Origin of the sequence: Bradyrhizobium sp. 521_C7_N1_3, from assembly GCF_052075975.1 — a bacterium.
In the GTDB taxonomy this organism is placed as follows: domain Bacteria; phylum Pseudomonadota; class Alphaproteobacteria; order Rhizobiales; family Xanthobacteraceae; genus Bradyrhizobium; species Bradyrhizobium japonicum.
Map to the genome: position 1 here is coordinate 6,264,944 of NZ_CP197232.1, position 19,589 is coordinate 6,284,532.

Here is a 19,589-nt window from a genome sequence, read left to right on the forward strand (position 1 = left end):
GCGGGCCATGAGCGAAGACAACAGCCCGCCCCGCACCTTCAAAGGCCTGCTGCGCTGGGCAACCACGCCGCCACAGGCCTGGGGCGTCTATCTCCTCGCCATCATGCTGGTGTGGCTGCTCTCGTTCTACGCCGGCACGCTCAAGCCGAAGAAGACACCGGACGCCAGCCCGCCCCCGGTCACGGCACCGCGCAGCTAGGCCGGCTTCGCCTGGCTGGTCGCGATCCAGATGCCGGCGAACACAGCAACCAGCCCGATCAGAAGGTTTGCCGTGATCGGCTCGCCGATGAGCAGCGCCGCCAGCAAGGTCGCGGCAATCGGATTGACCGTCATGGTGTTGGCAACGCGGGTCGGCGTCGCCCGCGCCAGCGCCATCACCCAGAGGATGAAGGCGAGCGCGCCGCCGCCGATGCCGAGATAGATGCCGGCAATCCACTGCGCAGTCGTGAAGTGATCGAGCGCCGCAAAGCTGCTCTTCACGAGTCCCACCAGCACCAGCACGGCAGCGCCCGCGCCCATACCGACGGTGAGAAAGCCGAGCGTGCTGGAACGTTGCATCAGCGGGCGTGACAGCACGTTGTAGAACGCCATGCAGAACACGGCGCCGGTCATGATCAGCTCCCCGCGCCACGCGCCGGGCGGGCTCTGGGCGAGCCCCGCGGCCAGCGCCGCCGCCACACCGAGCACGGCGATGCCGACGCCGATAATCTTGCGCGCCGTCAGCCGCTCGACGCCGAGGATCGCACCGACTACCATGGTGTGGAGCGGCAGCGTCGCCAGCGCGAGACTGGCGCGCGCGGCGGTCGTGTAGGACACCGCGATATTGTAGAGGATGAAGAATAGGCCGAAGAAGCAGATGCCGAGCAGCGCTACCGCCGGCCAGTCGGGCCGCTGCGGCCAGCGCACGCCAAGCAGCAGCGCGCAAGGCAACAGGCAGAGAAAGCCGATCCCCCAGCGCAGGATTGCCAGCAGAACCGGATCGGCACCGCCGACGAGATAGCGGGTGATCGCCGCGGCGGTGCCGCCGAGGCTGCTCGACGCCAGCGCGATCGCAACCCCGGCCCACTCTCCCACGATCATCTCCTGTCGCGGAGCTTTCCCGGGCCGTAGCACGCTGCTGCTGCCAGCGTCATGGCAGCAGCCTCGGCGCAAACGTTAGTCGTAAAACTCAGGCGCCATCTTCTGGCTGTCGCGCTGGGCCTTGTCGTGGTTGATCCAGAGCTGCGCCTTCTCCTTGGTCAGCGTGTCCGCGATCTTCTGCATCGAAGCCGCGCTCTGGTCCTTGTTGGCGTTCATGCTGGGGACGCGGCGATTGTCCCAATTGTCCTTGAAGTGGACGGCGTCGCCCGACAGCACCACGGCGCCGGTCTTCGGCAGTTTCACCAGCAGCGACTGGTGTCCCGGCGTGTGGCCGGGCGTCGACAGGATGGTCACGCTGCCGTCGCCGAACACGTCCTTGTCACCCGTGAGCAACTCGACCGGATGCGATGGCTTGAAGCGCGGCTCGTTGTTGGCGCCGGGCCAGTCATATTCGGCCTTCTGCACATAGAGCGTGGCCTGCGGGAACAGCTCGACATTGCCGGTGTGGTCGGGGTGGGTGTGCGACACCGCCATCGCCTTAACGTCATCCGGCTTGAGGCCGAGCTGTTCGAGCTGGGCGGCAAGCGTCTTCGGCCGCCGCCAGGTGACGGCCTTGGGATCGGCGGGGACAAGGCCATTCGGCATGGCGGCGACGGCATCAGCGATGCCGGTGTCCCACAGGAACCAGCCCTTATTGCTGTGCTTGATGAGATAGCAGCTGTCGACGAAGTCCATCGACTTGCCCTCGTTCAGGCCGGGCGTCCAGCGCGAGATGTCCCCGGCGGTGCCCTCCCCGCAATTGAGGACGTAAAGCTTTTCGACGCCCGATTTCTCGGACTGCGCAACGGCCGCGTGGCCGGACAGAGCCAGCGCGGCGACGGCGAGAGCAAACTTCATCCCTGGCATCATCCTTGGTCCCTCTTGGAGCGGCTTGTATGGCTGCGACCGAGGATCAACCCCGGCCGCGCCGCCGAATTCCGCTTCTGCGGATCACATCAATGCGGGCAGGTCTCGACCTCGACCGTGACGTGGCTCAGGCCCTTCAGCCCAGCGAGCCGCTTCTTATAGACGGCCGGCTGCTCCGGCTTGTCCGACACCACCGAGACCAGCACGGCGCAATGGCCGGGCCCGACCTGCCAGAGATGCAAGTCGGTGACGCGGTCCTCTTCGACCTCCATGCGGGCGCGGATGGTACGTTCGAGCTTCTCGTCGGCGCGGACGTCGAGCAGCACCGCGCCTGACGTCTTGACCAGGCCGAACGCCCAGCTCGCGATCACGGCGCTGCCGATCAGGCCGACGGCCGGATCGGCCCAGACCCATCCCGAATACATCGCGACCACCAGCGCTGCGATCGCCAGCACCGAGGTCGCCGCATCGGCCATGACGTGGACATAGGCCGCACGAAGATTGTTGTCGTGATGATGGTGGTGATGACCGTGATCATGGTCATGATCGTCGTGATCATCATGCGCATGCCCATGGCCGTGGTCATGTCCGTGATGATGGTGATCATGGCTGTCGCGCAGCAGCCACGCGCTGGCGAGGTTGACGCAGAGGCCGAGGACAGCGACCGCGATCGCCTCGCCATAGACGATCGGCACCGGCGTGAACAGCCGCAGCACGCTCTCATAGGCAATCTCGACCGCGATCAGACCCAGGATGATCGCGCTGGAGAAGGCGGCGAGATCGCCGAACTTGCCGGTGCCGAAAGTGAAATGCGAGTTCCCCAGATGCCGGCGCGCGAAGCGGTAGGCAAAGGCGGCAATCCCGAGCGCCGCCGCATGCGTGCCCATGTGCCAGCCGTCGGCCAAAAGCGCCATCGAGCCGAACAGCGAGCCGGCCACGATCTCGCCGACCATCATGACCAGCGTCAGGACGACCACGAGCCAGGTGCGCCGCTCGTTCTCGTCGTGCTTCTCGCCGAGGAAGGCGTGGTCATGGGTCCATTGTTCAATGGAGTGGGAATGCATCGAATTCTCCAGAAGATTCAGGTCTGTTGGCGCGCATTATAGACTGGCGGCGACCTGTTTTCTAAGGCCCAATCGCTCCGTGGATTGACAGTTCCGTTTAGTTTCGCTGTAATTGGCCTATGGGGATTTGAGCGATCTCCCCACGAGGCGACATGCCCAAGTATCGCGTCCCGTTCGGTTTATGCGAGGACGCATCATGTCTACGTTCACGACCATATCATCTGACAAATTGGCAAGGCTTATCGGCACGGCGAACGCGCCTGTCCTGATCGACGTGCGGACGGAAGAGGATTTTGCCGCCGACCGGCGACTGATCCCCGGCTCCATCAAGCTCAGCCACGAAACCGTTGCGGAATGGGGCAGTGAGTTTGCCGGCCGTTCCGCCATCGTCTCCTGCCTGCGCGGCGCCAAGCTCGCACAGGGCACGGCCGCCTGGCTGAGGCAGCTCGGTGCTGACGCGGAGACCTTGGAAGACGGTTTCGAAGGCTGGAAAGCAGCCAAGCTGCCGCTGCTCGACACGCGCAAGCTGCCGCCGCGCGACGCCAAGGGGCGCACCGTCTGGGTGACGCGGGCGCGGCCGAAAGTCGACCGCATCGCCTGCCCCTGGCTGATCCGCCGCTTCGTCGATCCCAACGCGGTGTTCCTGTATGTCGCGCCGTCCGAGGTCGTCGCCGTGGGCGAGCGTTTCAACGCGGCGCCCTTCGACATCGAGAACGTGTTCTGGAGTCACCGCGGCGAGCTCTGCACCTTCGACGTGATGATCGAGGAGTTCGGGATTGCAACACCGCCCCTGCTGCGGCTTGCCACGCTGGTCCGTGGCGCCGACACCGCGCGGCCCGACCTCGCGCCGGAAGCCCCCGGCCTGCTCGCGGCCTCGCTCGGGCTGTCGCGGATGTACGACGACGATCTCGAACAGTTAGAGGCCGGCATGCTGCTCTACGACACCTTCTACCGCTGGTGCCGCGACGCCACGGCCGAGACCCACAACTGGCCGACCAACAAGGTGAAGGCGTGATGGACATCCGCACCAATCAAACGGAAGCTGATGCCGGTCACGGCATCAGCTTCACGGAGGCCTTCCGCGTCTGGCTCCGCGTCGCCTGCCTGAGCTTTGGCGGGCCCGCGGGCCAGATCGCGGTGATGCACCGTATCCTGGTCGAGGAGAAGAACTGGATCTCCGAAGGCCGATTCCTGCATGCGCTGAACTACTGCATGCTCTTGCCCGGACCGGAGGCGCAGCAGCTGGCCACCTATGTCGGCTGGCTGATGCATCGCACGGCCGGCGGCCTGATGGCGGGCGGGCTCTTCATCCTGCCCGGCATCATCGCCATCATGGGCCTCAGCTACACCTACGCGGCTTTCGGCAATGTCAGCTTCGTCGAGGCGCTGTTCTTCGGACTGAAGGCCGCCGTGCTCGCCATCGTCATCGAGGCCGTGGTGCGCGTCGGCAAGCGCGCGCTGAAGAACCGCATCATGATTGCGCTCGCCGCAATCGCCTTCGTCGCGATCTTCTTCTTCGCGGTCCCCTTCCCGATCATCATCATCGCCGCCGGCGTGATCGGATATGTCGGCGCGCGGGCCGGCCGTCCGGAGTTTGCCCCGGCCGGCCACGGCCATGGCGGCAGCACCGCCGTGATCGACAGCATGCTCGGCGAAGCCGTTCCCGAGCATGTGCGCCCCAACACCGCGCGCGCGATCCGCGTCGGTGCTCTCTGGCTCGCGCTCTGGCTAGTGCCGGTGATCGCGCTGCTTTTGATTCTTGGTCAGGCCAGCGTGTTCAGCCAGATCGCGCTGTTCTTCTCGAAGATGGCGCTGGTCACGTTCGGCGGTGCTTATGCCGTGCTGGCGTATGTGGCGCAGCAGGCGGTCGAGCATTATCACTGGCTGAAGCCGCACGAGATGCTCGACGGTCTCGGCATGGCCGAGACCACGCCGGGCCCGCTGATCATGGTGCTTCAGTTCGTCGGCTTCATGGCCGCCTATCGCGATCCAGGCGGCCTGTCGCCGATGCTTGCGGCGACGCTCGGCGGATTGCTTGCGACCTGGGTCACGTTCACCCCCTGCTTCCTCTGGATCTTCGTCGGCGCCCCCTACATCGAGCGCCTGCGCGGCAACACGGGCCTCGCCGGCGCACTCGGCGCGATCACCGCCGCCGTCGTCGGCGTGATCCTCAACCTCTCGATCTGGTTCGCGCTGCACACGTTGTTCCGCGAGACCGTTCCGGTGCACGCCTTCCCGTTCGCATTCGACAGGCCGGTGCTGACCAGCATCGACGTCCCGGCGCTCGTGCTGTCAATCGCGGCCGCAACCGCGATCTTCCGCTTCAAGCTCGGCATGCTCACGGTGCTGGCGGGCAGTTGCGCGGCGGGAGTGGCGTTGCGGCTGGTGGGGGTGATCTGAGGTACGGGCTGCATCCTCGCTGTCATCGCCCGGCTTGACCGGGCGATCCAGTACGCCGAGACGGTTGTGGTTGAATCGATGGCCCGCGGGTTACCGGATGCCCCGCCTTCGCGGGGCATGACACCTGTATTGCGACAACTACCGCATCATCATCCGCGCAATCGCCTCGCCAATCACCACCGTCGTGAAATGGGTGTTGGCGCGGCAATCGGACGGCATGATCGAGGCGTCGGCGACGCGCAGGCCGCTTATGCCTTTTACCGTGCCATCAGGGTTGACCACGCCGTCAGCGTCGTTAACGCCACTCATGCGGCAACTGCCGGCGGCATGCTGGATGTCTCCGGTCTCTCGCCGCAGCAGCGCATCGAGCTCGCGATCCGGCAGGCTAGCTGCTTGCGGAAGCGTCAGATCGGTGTCGGTCAGCCTGATCCAGTCGGCAATGCCTGAAAGCGCCGGCTGCGAGGTGATCACAGCCAGCCGTTTCACCGCGTCCTTCATCCGCAGCATGTCGCGGGGATCGGCGAGCATGTTCTCCTCGACGATGGGATCGATCGCCGGATCGGTCGAAGCCAGCTTGAGTGTGCCGCGCGAATAGGCGTTGAACAGGCCGGCGCCGATCGCCCCGGGTACGCCGATGCCGCGGTGGTTGAAGGCGATCAGGATCATGTCGCGCTTGCCGCCATCGGCGAGGCCGGAGGAATAGGTCACGCAGCAATTGGTGTGGCGGGTGTCCGGATCGGTCGGCCGCAGGTTTTCATGGAGCTGGATCGTGGCCCGGAACAGCGGGTGATCGAAGAAGTGGCGGCCGACCGGCAGATCGCGCTCGACCGCAATCCCCATCGCCTTCAGCTCATCCGCCGGTCCGATGCCCGAACGCAGCAGGATCGCCGGACTGTGGATGGCGCCGGCGCAGAGCATGATCTGGCGCGCGCTGATCTCGTGGGTGCCCTGCCCTTCGATGTGAACACGAAGGCCGGTCGCCCGGCCGTCGCTGATCAGCACGCGATCGACCAGCGCGTGCCCGCGAATCTCGAGGTTGGCACGGCCGCGCGCCGGCTCGAGATAGCCCTCGTTGGTCGTGATGCGGCGGCTGTCGCGGCTGTTGATGGGATAGCAGGCGACGCCCTCGCCATCAGGACCGTTGAGGTCGGCGCACCAGGGATAGCCGCTCGCCAGCGCCGCATCGCGCAGGCCGCGATCGATCGGGCCCCACTTCTCGGGCGGCGCGCGATAGACCGGCAGCGGTCCGCCGCTTCCATGGCCCGCGGCGTCACCAAATTCCAGATCATCCTCGATCACCGAGAACAGGGGCATCACGTCCTTGGCCGACCAGCCGGTGCAGCCATTGGCTGCCCATTCGTCGAACGCGTCGGCGACGCCGCGGATGGCAATCTGGCCGTTCATCATCGATGAGCCACCAAGCCCCTTGCCACGCCAGTAGAAGCGCGGCTCCTGCCCGGCCACCCGGCGCGTCAGGAGATCAGGCCATTGCCATTTCTCCTGGTACTCGCGCTTGTGGATGATCGGGATCGGATTTGGCGTCATCACCTCCCAGGGCGCCTCGTCGGCGCGCCAGTCCAGCCCCGCCTCGAGCAGCAGGACACGCCGTGCGGGATCCTCGGAAAGCCGCGCCGCAACAGCGGCGCCAGCGGAGCCGCCGCCGACAACAATGACATCGTACATCGCGTTACTTCTCAACGTTCCAGAACACCGGGATGGCGGACGGTATCAGACCACGCAGGGTGGCGCGATAGGCCGCCGGCTGCGCGAACTGGCCCCACGGGATCGCGGGCGCCTGATCGTACATGACGCTCTGAATCTCGCCGGCGATCTTCTTGCGATCCTCCTCGGCAGGCGCCTTGGCGAAGGCTTCCATCAGCGGCGTGATGCGCGCATCGCATTGCCAGCCGGTGAAGTCGGCGCAGTTGAAGGCGACCATCACGTTGGTCAGCGGCGAGCCGAGATCGAAACCGCCGGCGTGGACGCCATAGACGCTCCAGCCCTCCTTCTTGGCGCGGCGCGCCAGCACGCTCGCCCAGTCCATCACCTGGAGATCGACGTTGAACCCGGCCTGCTTCAACCGCTCGGCCAGAACCTGCGCCGAAACGCGCGGAGCTTCGAGGTCGTTGGCTTCCATGACGACGACGGGCTCGCCGGCATATCTGGTCGCCTTCAACGCGGCTTTCGCCGCTTCAATCGACGTCTTCGCGGCGGCTTCCGTGCCCGCCTTGCTCTCATAGGTGGTGCCGCAGGTGAAAAACGTCGCGCATGGAGCTGCGTATTTGGCATCGAGCCCGAGCGCATCCAGCACCTCGCGCTGGTCGACCAGCTTCCACAGCACGCGGCGAATCTCGGGATCGTCGAACGGCTTCGATGCGGCGTTGAGACGATAGGCGCCGGCGAACATGTTGCCACCGGTGAAGTTGACCAGCTTGACGCGGGAGTTCTTTTCCAGCTGCGGCAACAGATCGAACGGCGCATATTGCATGAAGTCGACCTCGCCCGCCTGCAGCGCGGACGCGGCGGTCGCACCATCAGGGATGACGCGGATCTCGAGCGTGTCGATGCCGACGCGCTTGCCGCCGGCGAGGAAATCGGCGGGCTCGGGGCGCGGCACATAGTCGGCGAATTTCTTCATGATCATGCGATCGCCGGTGCGGTGATCGGCCTTGCTGTAGACGAACGGGCCGGAGCCGATGATCTCCGTGATGCGCTGGTCGCCGGGTGTTTTCGCGATGCGCTCGGGCATCATGAAAGCGACCGGGCTGACGGGATTGCCGAGCGCATCGATCACGAGGCCGGACGGCTCCTTCAGCGTCAGCACGAAGGTTTTCGCATCCGTCGGCTCGAGCGAGGCCGTGATCGCGAAGATCCGACGACCGAGCGCGCTGCGGGTGCCCCAGCGGCGCAGCGAAGCCACGCAATCGGCCGCCGTGACCGGCTGGCCGTCATGCCATTTCAGGCCGTCACGCAGTGTGAACTTATAGGTCAATCCGTCGGATGAGACTTTCCAGTCCTGCACCATCTGCGGCTTGATGTCGCCCTTGGAGTCTTTCGCAAAGAGCGTGTCGAACACCATGTAGCCAAACGTGCGCGAAATGTAGGCCGTGGAAAAATGCGGATCGAGCGTGACGATCTCCGCCTCGAGCACTGCGACGAGATTGCCCGCTGCATGCGCCGGAGCCGCGACCAGCGCGAGGCCGAACAGCGCCGGAATGAAAGCCTTCAGTTTGAACATTGGTGCCTTTTTGCCTTTTGACTGAAACGTTCGCAGTCACCAGGAAAAAGCAATGTTCGTGCCCGCACGTATGCTCTCGTGGCTATCTGCCACGCGTTTGCGGGATGCGCACTTTTGAGTTGGAGAGCGGCGCTATCGCAGCTCGTCATTGCGAGCGGAGCGAAGCAATCCAGAGTCTTTCCGCGGCGGCAGGCTGGATTGCTTCGCTCCGCTCGCAATGACGGTGGGGAGGCAGATGCGCGCTACACATTCGCTGTCATCGCCCGCCTAGTGCGCACTTGCGCACAGGGGCGGGCGATCCAGTACTCTTTGACGTCAGTAATCGAACCGAGAAGCCGCGGCGTACTCGATGCCCCGGTCCCGGCTCCGCCAAGGCTACGCCGGGACACGAGCTCGCTCGGCCGCCGAAGCTTCAGCGAAGGGGGCAAGCCGGGGCATGACACCTGTGTTGTGCGTCCCGGCTCTGCGCAGCAGCGTTTCACGCTGCAGCGCGTCCGGGACAAGAGCCTGCTTACCCGATCACCTTGCCGAACTTGTTCGACTTCGGGAAACCCTTCGGCGGCAGGCGGCCGGCGTCGGCGCGGGTGCCTTGCCACTCCGCGAGTTCCTTCATGGTCGCGGAGAATTCGCGGCCGGCGGAGTCCTTCCAGGTCAGGCCCGCCTTGGCCTCGAAGACGGCGACGTCGGACAGGCCGCCGTCCTTGTACTTCTGCAGGCGCACGCCGCGACCGCGGGCCATCTCCGGCACCTGGTCGAGCGGGAAGACCAGCATCTTGCGGTTCTCGCCGATAACCGCGACGGTGTCGCCGATTACCTCGGTGACCGTGCGCGCCTCGTTCGGCATGTCGACGTTGAGGACCTGCTTGCCCTTCTTGGTCGTGCCGACGCAATCGTCCTCGTTGACGACGAAGCCCTGGCCCTCGTGGCTCGCGACCAGGAATTTGCGCCCGCCCTTGTTGACGAACAGCGCAACGGGGGCTGCCTCCTGCTCGAGGTCGATGAACAGACGGATCGGCTCGCCATGGCCGCGACCGCCCGGAAGCTTTGCAACATCGAGCGAGTAGAATTTGCCATTGGTGGCGAACAGCAGCAGCTTCGAGGTCGTCTCCGCGAAGAAGGCAAAACCGAGCTTGTCGTCCTGCTTGAAGGCAAGGCCCGAGAGATCCTCGACATGGCCCTTCATGGTGCGGATCCAGCCCTTGTCGGAGACCACGACCGTCACCGGCTCGCGCTCGACGAGGGCTTCTTCCATTGCGGCGAGGTCGTGCTCGGGTGCATCCGCAAAGGTGGTGCGGCGCTTGCCAAGCGGCGTCTTCGGTCCAAACATGTCGCGGACCTTGCCGACCTGCTCGCCGACCTTCTTCCACTGCTCCGGCTCCGAGGCGAGCACCGCGTTGATGCCCTTGAGCTCGGCGCGGAGGTTCTTGTCCTCGGTGCGGATCTCCATCTCCTCGAGCTTGCGCAAGCTGCGCAGGCGCATGTTGAGGATGGCCTCGGCCTGCACCTCGGTAAGCTTGAACTCCTTCATCAAAGCCGGCTTCGGCTCATCCTCGGTGCGGATGATCTTGATGACCTTGTCGATGTTCAGATAGGCGATCAGGAAGCCGCCGAGGACCTCCAGCCGATGCTCGATCTGCGCCTTGCGGTAATTGCTGCGGCGGATCAGGACGTCGCGCAGATGGTCGAGCCATTCGCGCAAGCACTCCGCGAGCCCCACGACCTTGGGGATGCGGCCCTTGATCAGCACGTTGAGGTTCAGCGGAATCTTGTTTTCGAGCTCAGTCAGCCGGAACAACGATTCCATCATCAGGGCGGGATCGACGTTCTTCGACTTCGGCTCGATCACGATGCGGACGTCTTCGGCCGACTCGTCCCTGATGTCGCCGACCAGCGGCAGCTTCTTCTGGTCCAGCAGCTCGGCGACCTTCTCGATCAGGCGCGACTTCTGCACCAGGAAGGGGATCTCGGTGACGACGACGACCCAGGTGCCGCGCGTACCCTCTTCCTGCTCCCATCGCGCGCGAACACGGAACGAGCCGCGACCGGTCGTATAGGCTTCAGCGATCGCCTGCTTGGAATCGACGCAGATGCCGCCGGTCGGGAAATCCGGACCCTTCACCCACTTCAACAGCGCCTTGGATTTCGCGTCGGGCTTCTCGATCAGGTGCAGCGCGGCGTCGCAGAGCTCGGCCGCGTTGTGCGGCGGGATCGAGGTCGCCATGCCGACCGCGATGCCCTGAGCGCCGTTGGCAAGCAGATTCGGGAAACCGCCCGGCAGCACGACCGGCTCTTTCGACTGGCCGTCATAATTGGCGCGGAATTCGACGCCGTCCTCGTCGATGCCCTCGAGCAGAAGCCGCGCGACGTCGGTCATGCGCGCTTCGGTGTAGCGGTAGGCGGCCGGGTTATCGCCGTCGATATTGCCGAAATTGCCCTGGCCGTCGACCAGCGGATAGCGCGAGGAGAAATCCTGCGCGAGGCGCACCATGGCGTCGTAGATCGCCTGGTCGCCATGCGGATGGAACGAGCCCATCACGTCGCCGACGATCTTTGCGGACTTCTTGAAGGCCGTGCCGGGGTCGAGCCTGAGCAGGCGCATGCCGTAGAGGATGCGCCGGTGCACCGGCTTCAGGCCGTCGCGCGCATCCGGCAGCGCGCGGTGCATGATGGTGGAGAGTGCATAGGCGAGATAGCGCTCTTCCAGCGCCTCACGCAGCGGCACCTCGTGAATTTCGGCCGGCTCCTCCGGCGGAATCAATCGTTTTCCCATGCCGCCCGGTTAAACCGTGGAAGCGAATCGGGCAAGGATCGATTGGTTCCCTGTGGGCGGCTATTGCCCTGCCCAGCCGGCGGTCACTGGCTGCTGGGTCTTGGCTTGCGCGGTAACCGGCGCATTGGTCAGGCAACGCCGGGCGACCTCGATTTCGGCCTCCATTGCCCCCTTGGACCGCGCCCATGCCTCTGCGGCCGCAGCGGAATATTTCGCCACGTAATACCGGACCACGGTGCAGGATGCCCGGCGAAAGATACCCGGTTGCGGCTCGCCAGCCACCGCGTCAGGCGCGAATGCAAGCAGCGCCGCCGACAAGGCGAATCCCTTGATCAACATTTAGGCTGTCCCCATTGTGGAACCCAGCGGGGCCAATTCAACCAGGCGGATTTGGTTCCGGGGAATATGATGCCCTCAGGCAAGGCAGAGGCGCCCCCAGGTCATGGTGCTGGAATGGCCGCCTTCGCCTGCTGCCGCGTCAGCGCATTGATGAAGCCGGCGCGCGCGTCGGAATGGCCTTGGCCACGCGGCTCCAGCACATGGCGCAGCAGGAACAGGCCAGTGAGCCGGAAGCCGTCCTGGAGATCCTGGTCGGTGAGGTCGCTCGCGGCCTCGCCACGACGCAGGAACGGCGGCAGGCGCAACAGCCGGTCGCGCCACGGTTCGCCGGCCCCGCGCGACACCGCGCCGCCGGATTTCGGCGAGACATAGATCAGGTCCGTGGTCTCGCCGGTCACCGCGCAGTTTTCCAGCGCGAGCCCGAAGCCGAGCTCGGCGAGCATCGCCAGCTCGAAATGGATGAGGTGCACGGCGGCACTGCCGATATCGTCGAAATCATCGAGCGAATGTTCGAGCATCGCAAAGATGTCTTCGTGCGGATCGCGCTCCGGCAGCAGCCGCGCAATCGAGGCGAGATGGGTGACGCCATAGACCCCGTGGGAGGATCCCAGCAGCGTCGCCGCGCGCAGCTTGAGGCCCTCAACCGCATAGGTGCCGAGATGCTCGTCGAGCCGCGCCCGCCACACCACGCTGACGCTGTTGCCGGGCTGCAAGAGCGGCCGCATCCGCGAACCGGCGCCACCGCGCACGAGGCCGAGATGCCGGCCGTGCGCACGCGTCAGCAGCTCGACGATGGCGCTGCTCTCGCCATGCCGCCGCACGCCCAGCACGATGCCTTCGTCGGTCCATTCCATGGAAGGAAGTGTAGCGCAGTTCGAGCGATCGTAGGGTGGGCAAAGCGAAGCGTGCCCACCAATTTGATTTACGACACGGTTATGGTGGGCACCGCGCGCAAGGGCGCGCCTGCCCACCCTACGGCATCGCGCGGGACGTTAGGCGTTGAACCAGCCCTGCGCGTCACCGGTGAAGGAGAAATACAGCCCCATCGCGGTCAGCACGCAGGAGACGATCTCGATGACGCTGTCGAGCTCCAGGCCCTTCTCGCCGATGATCTGGCCGAGCGAGATCACGGACAGCACGAGGGCCGCCGCCAGCACCCAGCGCGGCCAGTTCTTGCGCCAACGCGCAGCCAACCAGACGAAATAGACCAGCAGCAGGATCATGCCGCCGGCGAGCAGGGTCGCCATCATGATCATCTGATCGGTCATCTCGGCATTGGGCGTGCGGTCCTGCACCGCGACCGACAGGGCATCCAGCATCAATGACGCATAGAGCAGCGCTTCGAAGCGCTGGACGTTGCTGGGTACGCTCATCGGTGACCGATCTTTTCTTGGTTATTCTTTAGGAAATTCCAGGCCCATCTCGCGATAGCGATCGGGATCGTCACCCCAGTTTTCGCGTACCTTGACGAACAGGAACAGGTGCACCGGCACGCCCAGGATCTCGCCGATCTCCTTGCGCGAGTCCGCGCCGATCGACTTGATGGTGGCGCCGCCTGCGCCGAGCACGATCTTGCGCTGGCTCTCGCGCTCGACGAAGATCGTCTGCTCGATGCGCACCGACTTGTCCTTGCGCTCCTCCCACTTGTCGGTCTCGACCGTGGATTGGTAGGGCAATTCCTGGTGCAGCTTGCGATAGATCTTCTCGCGCGTGATCTCGGCCGCAAGCTGCCGCATCGGCGCGTCCGACATCTGGTCTTCGGGATAGAGGAACGGGCCCGGCGGTACGATTTCGGCCAGCGTATGCCTGAGGTCGTCGACGCCGTCGCCCGAGATCGCCGCGATCATGAAGGTCTTCGCAAAGGCCATGCGCTCGTTGGCGGCTTGCGCCAGCGCCAGCAGCTTCTCGCGCTGGACCAGATCGACCTTGTTGATGACCAAAATCTTGTCGTGATTGACGCTCGCGGCCTTGGTGAGGATCGCCTCGGCCTCTTCATCAATCCCGGTCTTGGCGTCGAGCAGCACGCAGACGAGATCGGCATCATGCGCCCCGCTCCAGGCCGTCGAGACCATGGCGCGGTCGAGCCGGCGCTTGGGCAGGAAGATGCCGGGCGTGTCGACCAGGATGATCTGTGCGTTGTTCTCGATGACGATGCCGCGGATCAGCGCGCGCGTGGTCTGCACCTTGCGCGAGACGATCGTGACCTTGGCCCCGACCAGCGCATTGACCAGCGTGGATTTTCCGACATTCGGCGCGCCGATCAGCGCAACGAAACCGCAGCGCGTTGCGGAGGGCGCCTCGCCGCTTGCTTCAGCCGTCATTGCCGCCGCCAACACCTTCACGTTCGATCATCACTGAAGCCGCCACCTTCTCCGCTGCACGTTTGCTGCCACCGATGCCTTCGGCCGGCGCCAATCCCGGCAGATCCACCGCGACGCGGAACTGCGGATCGTGATGCGGGCCGGTGCGCTCGACCTCGCGGTAAACCGGCGTCGGCAGCCCCTTCCCCTGCGCCCATTCCTGCAGCACGGTCTTGGGATCGCGCAAGGGACGCCGCGGCTTGTGCATGCGTTCGGTCCAGTTGCGCCTGACGAATTCCGCCGCCGCCGCGTAGCCACCGTCGAGGAAGACGGCGCCGATCACGGCCTCGCAGATGTCGCCGAGCACGCTCTTGCGCAGGCGGGCATCGGCGCTCGGCCCGACCGAACCAAGCTTGACGTCATCGAGCAGACCGAGCGACTTGGCAACGTCGGCGCAGCTCTCCTTGCGCACCAGTTCGGCAAGTCGCTTGGATAGCTCGCCCTCGTCGGCATTCGGGAAGGCGTGATAGAGCATGTCGGAGACGACGAGCCCCAGCACATGGTCGCCCAGGAATTCCAGCCGCTGATAGCTGTCGCCGCGCTTGCGCCCCGACTTCAGCGCCGAGACATGCGTGATCGCCTGCATCAGCAGATTCGGATCGGCAAAGCTGTGGCCGATGCGCGCCTCGAGCGCCGCATTCGCATCCGAGGCCTTGGCCTTGCTGCTGCGCACCCGCTTCTTCTTTGCAGGCGTCTTGGTCTCAGGAGTCTTGGTTCCAGGAGTCTTGGTTTCAGGAGTCTTGGTTTCAGGCGTCTTGGTCGCAAGCGTCTTGGTCGCCGCTTCGCCGTCGCCGTCGGCGCCCGCCGCGGGCTCGGTCGATTGGATCGGGATGTCCTTGGCTTCGTCTTTCATCGGACGATTTTGAAGAAACGGTTCCAGCGCACCGCCCAAGGCCAGCGCCAGAACATCCAGGCATGCTCGCCTTCGGCGATGGAGAAGAAGATCATCTGGGCGCGGCCGATCAGATTCTCCTGCGGCACATAGCCGACCTGGCCGAGGAAGCGGCTGTCGGTGGAGTTGTCGCGGTTGTCGCCCATCATGAAGAAATGGCCCGGCGGCACGTTGTAGACGTTGGTATTGTCCATGTAGCCGTTATCGGCGCAGTCCAGCGTCTCATAGGACACGCCGTTCGGCAGCGTTTCCTTCCAGCGCTTCACCCGAGAGATGCCCCCGCCTTCGGAGCCGCAGGGATCCTCGCCGACAAATTCGCTCATGCGCTGCCGCTCGACCGGAGTGTCGTTGATGTAGAGCAGCCCATCCTTCATCTGGATGCGGTCGCCGGGAAGGCCGATGACGCGCTTGATGTAATCGGTGGAGTCGTCCTTCGGCAGGCGGAACACGACGATGTCGCCGCGGTTCGGGTCCGAGCCCCAGATCCGCCCCGAGAACAGCGGCGGCGAGAACGGGATCGAGTAGTGGCTATAGCCGTAGGAATATTTCGAGACGAACAGATAGTCGCCGACCAGCAGCGTCGCCTTCATCGAGCCGGACGGAATGTTGAACGGCTGGAACAGGAACGTGCGGATCACGAGCGCGATCAGGAGAGCGTGGATCACGACGCGGATCGTTTCGCCGACGCCGCTTTCAGTTTTCGTTCCCGAAGTCACGCTCATTGCTCTCTCAATTCCGGCCGGCGGTCACAGAGCGCCCTCCCCACGCGAACAGCCCATCGCTTCGCGGCCCAAGGAGATTGTCCTGATTCTGATAATGAGGGCCAATTCCGGCGTAAAGCCGAATTCGCCCAGCCTGATTTGCGTCCGCGGACTTTTAGACGGTTGTCGTGGGCCACGCAATCAAGGATCGCATCAAAACTGTATAAAGTATTGATTTTTAATGCGAATTATAAAAACAGCCCGCTGACGGTCAGGGCTTGGCCAGCGGCACGGCGGAAATGATCACGAAGGCCTGCGCCAGCGGCCAGTCGTCGGTGATCGACAGGTCGATTCTCGCCTCGAACCCCTCGGGCGTCAGGGCCTGGAGCCGGGCCAGCGCCCCGCCCGTCAACTGCATGGTCGGCCGCCCTCCCGGCAGGTTGACCACCCCCATGTCGCGCCACCAGACACCGTTCCGGATGCCGGTGCCGAGCGCCTTCGAGCAGGCCTCCTTGGCGGCGAAGCGCTTGGCGTAGGTCGCGACCACCATCTTCTCGCTCTTGGCGCGTCGCTCCGCCTTGGCCCGCTCGGCCGCGGTGAAGATGCGGTCGAGGAAACGCTCGCCATGGCGCTCGATCACCTTGCCGACGCGGGTGATGTCGATCAGGTCGGAGCCGATGCCGATGATCATGCCCGGCTCCGGCCGCGGTCCATCGCCGCGCGCATGCTGCGCACCGTCTCGGCGAGCCCGACGAACAGCGCCTCGCCGATCATGTAGTAGCCGATGTTGAGTTCCATGATCTCCGGCAGGGCCGCGATCGTCTCCGCCGTCGCATAGTCGAGCCCATGGCCCGCATGAACCTCGAGCCCCGCTTCCTTGGCCAGCTTCACCCCTGCCACGATCCGCTGCCATTCCGCCTCGGCCTTCGCGGTGTGGCCGTCGACGACAGCGTCGCACCAGGCCCCCGTATGGATCTCGATCACGGGCGCACGCAGCCGCGCCGCCATCTCGATCTGCGCGGGATCGGCGGCGATGAACAGCGAGACCCGGATGCCCGCATCGTTCAGCCGTGCGATGTAGGGCGCGAGCGCGTTGTGCTGGCCGACGACGTCGAGGCCGCCTTCGGTCGTCACCTCCTGGCGGCGCTCCGGCACGAGGCACACCGCATGCGGCTTGGTCGCGAGCGAGATCCGCATCATGTCGTCGGTCGCCGCCATCTCGAAATTGAGCGGCCTGGAGATCTCGGCCTTCAGCCGCGCCATGTCCTCGTCGCGGATGTGGCGGCGATCCTCGCGCAGATGCGCGGTGATGCCGTCGGCGCCGGCCTCGATCGCAAGCAGCGCGGCGCGCACCGGATCGGGATTGCGGCCGCCGCGCGCGTTACGCAGGGTCGCGACATGGTCGACATTGACGCCGAGGCGGAGCGGAAGTGCGGGCATTTCAGGACTCACGAAATCGGGGGGACTGACGCCTGCGAAAGGCGTCTATCCATTAACACGTTCGACGCGGGCGACGACCGCCTTCGCGCGCAACTGGGCGAGGATCGCGCTCAAATGCTTCAGATCGTAGACTTCGAGATCGATCGTCGTCTCGGTGAAGTCGGGCGAGCGGCGCTGCATGCTGATGTTGTCGATGTTGCCATCGTGCTCGGCGATCACGGTCGCGATCTGCGCCAGCGCGCCGGGCTCGTTGACGTTCTCGACCTTGATGCGGGCCGGGAAGCGCTGCGGGGCGGAATCCTCGATGTCCCAGCGCACGTCGAGCCAGCGCTCCGGCTCCTCCTCGAAATCCTTCAGGGCCGGCGCCTGGATCGGGTAGATCGTGATCCCCTCGCCCGGCGTGACGATGCCGACGATGCGGTCCCCGGGCACGGCACCGCCGTTCGGCGCGAACTTCACCGGCAGGTCCGAATTGATGCCGCGGATCGGGATCGCGACCGGGCTGCGCGGCGGCTCCGACGACTTCTCCCTGAGCTTGGCGGCGAGCCCCTTCTTGACGCCGTAGCGCGCGATGCGCTCCTCCTTGTAGTCGGGATACATCGCACGCGCGACGTGGGAGGCCTTGATCTCGCCGCGGCCGACCGCCGCCATGACGTCCTCGATCGAGGTGCGCGCCAGCCGCGGCAGCGCGCCCTTGAGCTTGTCGTCGGCGTATTCGATCTTGGCGCGCTCGAACAGGCGCTCGACGATGCGCCGACCAAGACCGACATATTGGTCGCGCACCGCCGTCCTGGTCGCGCGGCGGATCGCGGCGCGCGCCTTGCCCGTGACCGCGAGCGTTTCCCAGGCCGAGGGCGGCGCCGCTTGCGCCTCCGAGGTCAGCACCTCGACCTCGTCGCCGTTCTGGAGTTCCGAGGACAGCGGCGCGAACTGGCCGTTGATCTTGCAGCCGACGGCGCTGTTGCCGACGTCGGTATGCACGGCATAGGCGAAGTCGATCACATTGGCATGGCGCGGCAGCGCGATCAGCTTGCCCTTCGGGGTGAAGCAGAACACCTGGTCGTGGAACAGCTCGAGCTTAGTGTGCTCGAGGAATTCCTCGGGGTTGGCGCTCTCCGAGAGGATGCCGATGGTGTGGCGCAACCAGGCGAACGCATTGGACTCGCGCTTGAGAAACTCGGTCGGCGAGCCAACGTCTTCCTTGTAGAACACGTGAGCGGCGATGCCGCGCTCGGCGATCTGGTCCATCGCCTCGGTACGGATCTGGAGCTCGACGCGCTGGTTGCCGGGGCCGATCACCGTGGTGTGGATCGAGCGGTAGTCGTTCTGCTTCGGCGTCGAGATGTAGTCCTTGAACCGCCCCGGCACGACCGGCCAGTTAGTGTGGACGATGCCGAGCGCGCGATAGCAGGCCTCGATGTCGTTGACGACGAGGCGGAAGCCGAAGATGTCGGACAATTGCTCGAAGCCGACCGACTTGCGTTCCATCTTGGTCCAGATCGAGAACGGCTTCTTGCGGCGGCCGTAGACCCGCGCGCCCAGCCCCCGGTGGCGCAGATTGTTGGAGAGCTGGTCCTCGATTTCGCCGATCAGGTTGCGGTTGCGCTCGGCGAGCGCGTCGAGCCGCTGCATCACAACCGAATAGGCTTCCGGATCGAGGGTGCGGAAGGACAAATCCTCCAGCTCCTCGCGCATTTCCTGCATGCCCATGCGGCCGGCCAGCGGCGCATAGATGTCGAGCGTCTCCTCGGCAATGCGCCGTCGCGACTCCGGCGGCACGAAGTCCAGCGTACGCATGTTGTGCAGGCGGTCGGCGAGCTTGACCAGCAGAACGCGGACATCGTCGGCAATGGCCAGCAACAATTTGCGCAGGTTCTCGGCCTGCTTGGCCTCGCGCGACACCAGCTCCAGCCGCTTCAGCTTGGTCAGGCCCTCGACCAGCGCGCCGATCTCGGGCCCGAAGATCTGGTCGATCTCGGCACGCGTCGCCTCGGTGTCCTCGATCGTGTCGTGCAGCAGGGCAGCCACGATGGTGGCGTCGTCGAGCTTCAGATCGGTGAGAATCGCCGCCACTTCCAGCGGGTGCGAGAAGTACGGATCGCCCGAGGCACGGGTCTGCGAGCCGTGCGCCTTCATGGCGTAGACATAGGCACGGTTTAGCAGGTCTTCGTTGGTATTGGGATTGTAGGACCTGACGCGCTCGACGAGGTCATATTGACGCATCATGCGCGTGCGAGGCTTGGCCGGGCGCCCCACCGGCGCAGTCGGGGCCACGGCAACCGATTCGGTTGCGGCCAGCATCTGCGTTTGTCTCCGGCGCCGATACACCATGCCACCCTGCCTTCAAACGGACCATGAGCCGCCCGTTGCATACATCTTAGCCCCGATCGCGCGTGCGT

Annotated in this window: 18 protein-coding genes; 3 read left to right on the forward strand and 15 right to left on the reverse strand. The window is 65.1% G+C overall.

Annotated elements, in window-relative coordinates:
- Window positions 1-7 precede the first annotated feature (7 nt).
- On the forward strand, window positions 8-199 hold the full coding sequence (locus AB7008_RS29315; protein ID WP_304490118.1) for a hypothetical protein: 192 nt from the start codon (window positions 8-10) through the stop codon (window positions 197-199).
- On the opposite strand, the gene AB7008_RS29320 is transcribed toward AB7008_RS29315, so the two are convergent.
- The 3 genes from AB7008_RS29320 to dmeF form a co-directional block, all read right to left on the reverse strand.
- Window positions 196-1,074: a DMT family transporter gene (locus AB7008_RS29320; RefSeq protein WP_441259919.1), complete on the reverse strand. Its 879-nt coding sequence runs from the start codon at window positions 1,072-1,074 to the stop codon at window positions 196-198. The two genes, AB7008_RS29315 and AB7008_RS29320, sit on opposite strands and share 4 nt — an antisense overlap.
- Window positions 1,075-1,155: 81 nt before the next feature.
- On the reverse strand, window positions 1,156-1,989 hold the full coding sequence (locus AB7008_RS29325) for an N-acyl homoserine lactonase family protein (RefSeq protein WP_441259920.1): 834 nt from the start codon (window positions 1,987-1,989) through the stop codon (window positions 1,156-1,158).
- Window positions 1,990-2,075: 86 nt separating this feature from the next.
- Entirely contained in the window at window positions 2,076-3,050 is a 975-nt protein-coding gene (gene dmeF, locus AB7008_RS29330) for a CDF family Co(II)/Ni(II) efflux transporter DmeF (RefSeq protein ID WP_028155087.1), read from the reverse strand.
- Window positions 3,051-3,246: 196 nt separating this feature from the next.
- On the opposite strand from dmeF, the gene AB7008_RS29335 reads away from it, so the two are divergent.
- Together AB7008_RS29335 and chrA are read left to right on the forward strand one after the other, a co-directional pair.
- On the forward strand, window positions 3,247-4,065 hold the full coding sequence (locus AB7008_RS29335) for a chromate resistance protein ChrB domain-containing protein (protein WP_441259921.1): 819 nt from the start codon (window positions 3,247-3,249) through the stop codon (window positions 4,063-4,065).
- Window positions 4,065-5,450 carry a chromate efflux transporter gene (chrA, locus tag AB7008_RS29340; RefSeq protein ID WP_441259922.1) on the forward strand — a complete coding sequence of 462 codons (1,386 nt, stop codon included), beginning with the start codon at window positions 4,065-4,067 and terminating at the stop codon, window positions 5,448-5,450. The genes AB7008_RS29335 and chrA overlap by 1 nt, the downstream gene beginning before the upstream one ends.
- Before the next feature lie 138 nt (window positions 5,451-5,588).
- Here the strand turns inward: chrA and AB7008_RS29345 are convergent, their stop codons facing one another.
- From AB7008_RS29345 to AB7008_RS29400, 12 genes are all read right to left on the reverse strand, one after another.
- On the reverse strand, window positions 5,589-7,133 hold the full coding sequence (locus AB7008_RS29345) for a GMC family oxidoreductase (protein ID WP_441259923.1): 1,545 nt from the start codon (window positions 7,131-7,133) through the stop codon (window positions 5,589-5,591).
- A gap of 4 nt (window positions 7,134-7,137) precedes the next feature.
- A complete protein-coding gene (locus tag AB7008_RS29350; protein ID WP_304490125.1) occupies window positions 7,138-8,688 on the reverse strand; it encodes an ABC transporter substrate-binding protein in 1,551 nt (516 codons plus the stop codon).
- A 511-nt stretch (window positions 8,689-9,199) separates the two neighbouring features.
- Complete coding sequence (gene parC / locus AB7008_RS29355; protein ID WP_248878244.1) at window positions 9,200-11,458, reverse strand: DNA topoisomerase IV subunit A; 2,259 nt, start codon at window positions 11,456-11,458, stop codon at window positions 9,200-9,202.
- Window positions 11,459-11,518: 60 nt separating this feature from the next.
- A complete protein-coding gene (locus AB7008_RS29360; RefSeq protein WP_441259924.1) occupies window positions 11,519-11,797 on the reverse strand; it encodes a hypothetical protein in 279 nt (92 codons plus the stop codon).
- A gap of 101 nt (window positions 11,798-11,898) precedes the next feature.
- On the reverse strand, window positions 11,899-12,651 hold the full coding sequence (gene recO, locus AB7008_RS29365) for a DNA repair protein RecO (protein ID WP_248878245.1): 753 nt from the start codon (window positions 12,649-12,651) through the stop codon (window positions 11,899-11,901).
- 138 nt (window positions 12,652-12,789) lie between these two features.
- Window positions 12,790-13,170, reverse strand: a complete 381-nt coding sequence (locus AB7008_RS29370) for a hypothetical protein (protein ID WP_014494749.1) — start codon at window positions 13,168-13,170, stop codon at window positions 12,790-12,792.
- A 21-nt stretch (window positions 13,171-13,191) separates the two neighbouring features.
- Window positions 13,192-14,118 (reverse strand): GTPase Era, encoded by a 927-nt coding sequence (gene era / locus AB7008_RS29375; RefSeq protein ID WP_014494748.1) that lies wholly within the window; start codon window positions 14,116-14,118, stop codon window positions 13,192-13,194.
- Window positions 14,108-15,010 (reverse strand): ribonuclease III, encoded by a 903-nt coding sequence (gene rnc / locus AB7008_RS29380; RefSeq protein WP_304490126.1) that lies wholly within the window; start codon window positions 15,008-15,010, stop codon window positions 14,108-14,110. The genes era and rnc overlap by 11 nt, the downstream gene beginning before the upstream one ends.
- Complete coding sequence (gene lepB, locus AB7008_RS29385; protein ID WP_014494746.1) at window positions 15,007-15,771, reverse strand: signal peptidase I; 765 nt, start codon at window positions 15,769-15,771, stop codon at window positions 15,007-15,009. Before lepB ends, rnc begins: the two co-directional genes overlap by 4 nt.
- 250 nt (window positions 15,772-16,021) lie before the next feature.
- Window positions 16,022-16,441, reverse strand: a complete 420-nt coding sequence (gene acpS, locus AB7008_RS29390) for a holo-ACP synthase (protein WP_028155079.1) — start codon at window positions 16,439-16,441, stop codon at window positions 16,022-16,024.
- On the reverse strand, window positions 16,438-17,190 hold the full coding sequence (locus AB7008_RS29395) for a pyridoxine 5'-phosphate synthase (RefSeq protein WP_041959491.1): 753 nt from the start codon (window positions 17,188-17,190) through the stop codon (window positions 16,438-16,440). Before AB7008_RS29395 ends, acpS begins: the two co-directional genes overlap by 4 nt.
- Window positions 17,191-17,235: 45 nt before the next feature.
- Complete coding sequence (locus tag AB7008_RS29400; RefSeq protein ID WP_028170219.1) at window positions 17,236-19,521, reverse strand: RelA/SpoT family protein; 2,286 nt, start codon at window positions 19,519-19,521, stop codon at window positions 17,236-17,238.
- Between the last annotated feature and the right edge of the window lie 68 nt (window positions 19,522-19,589).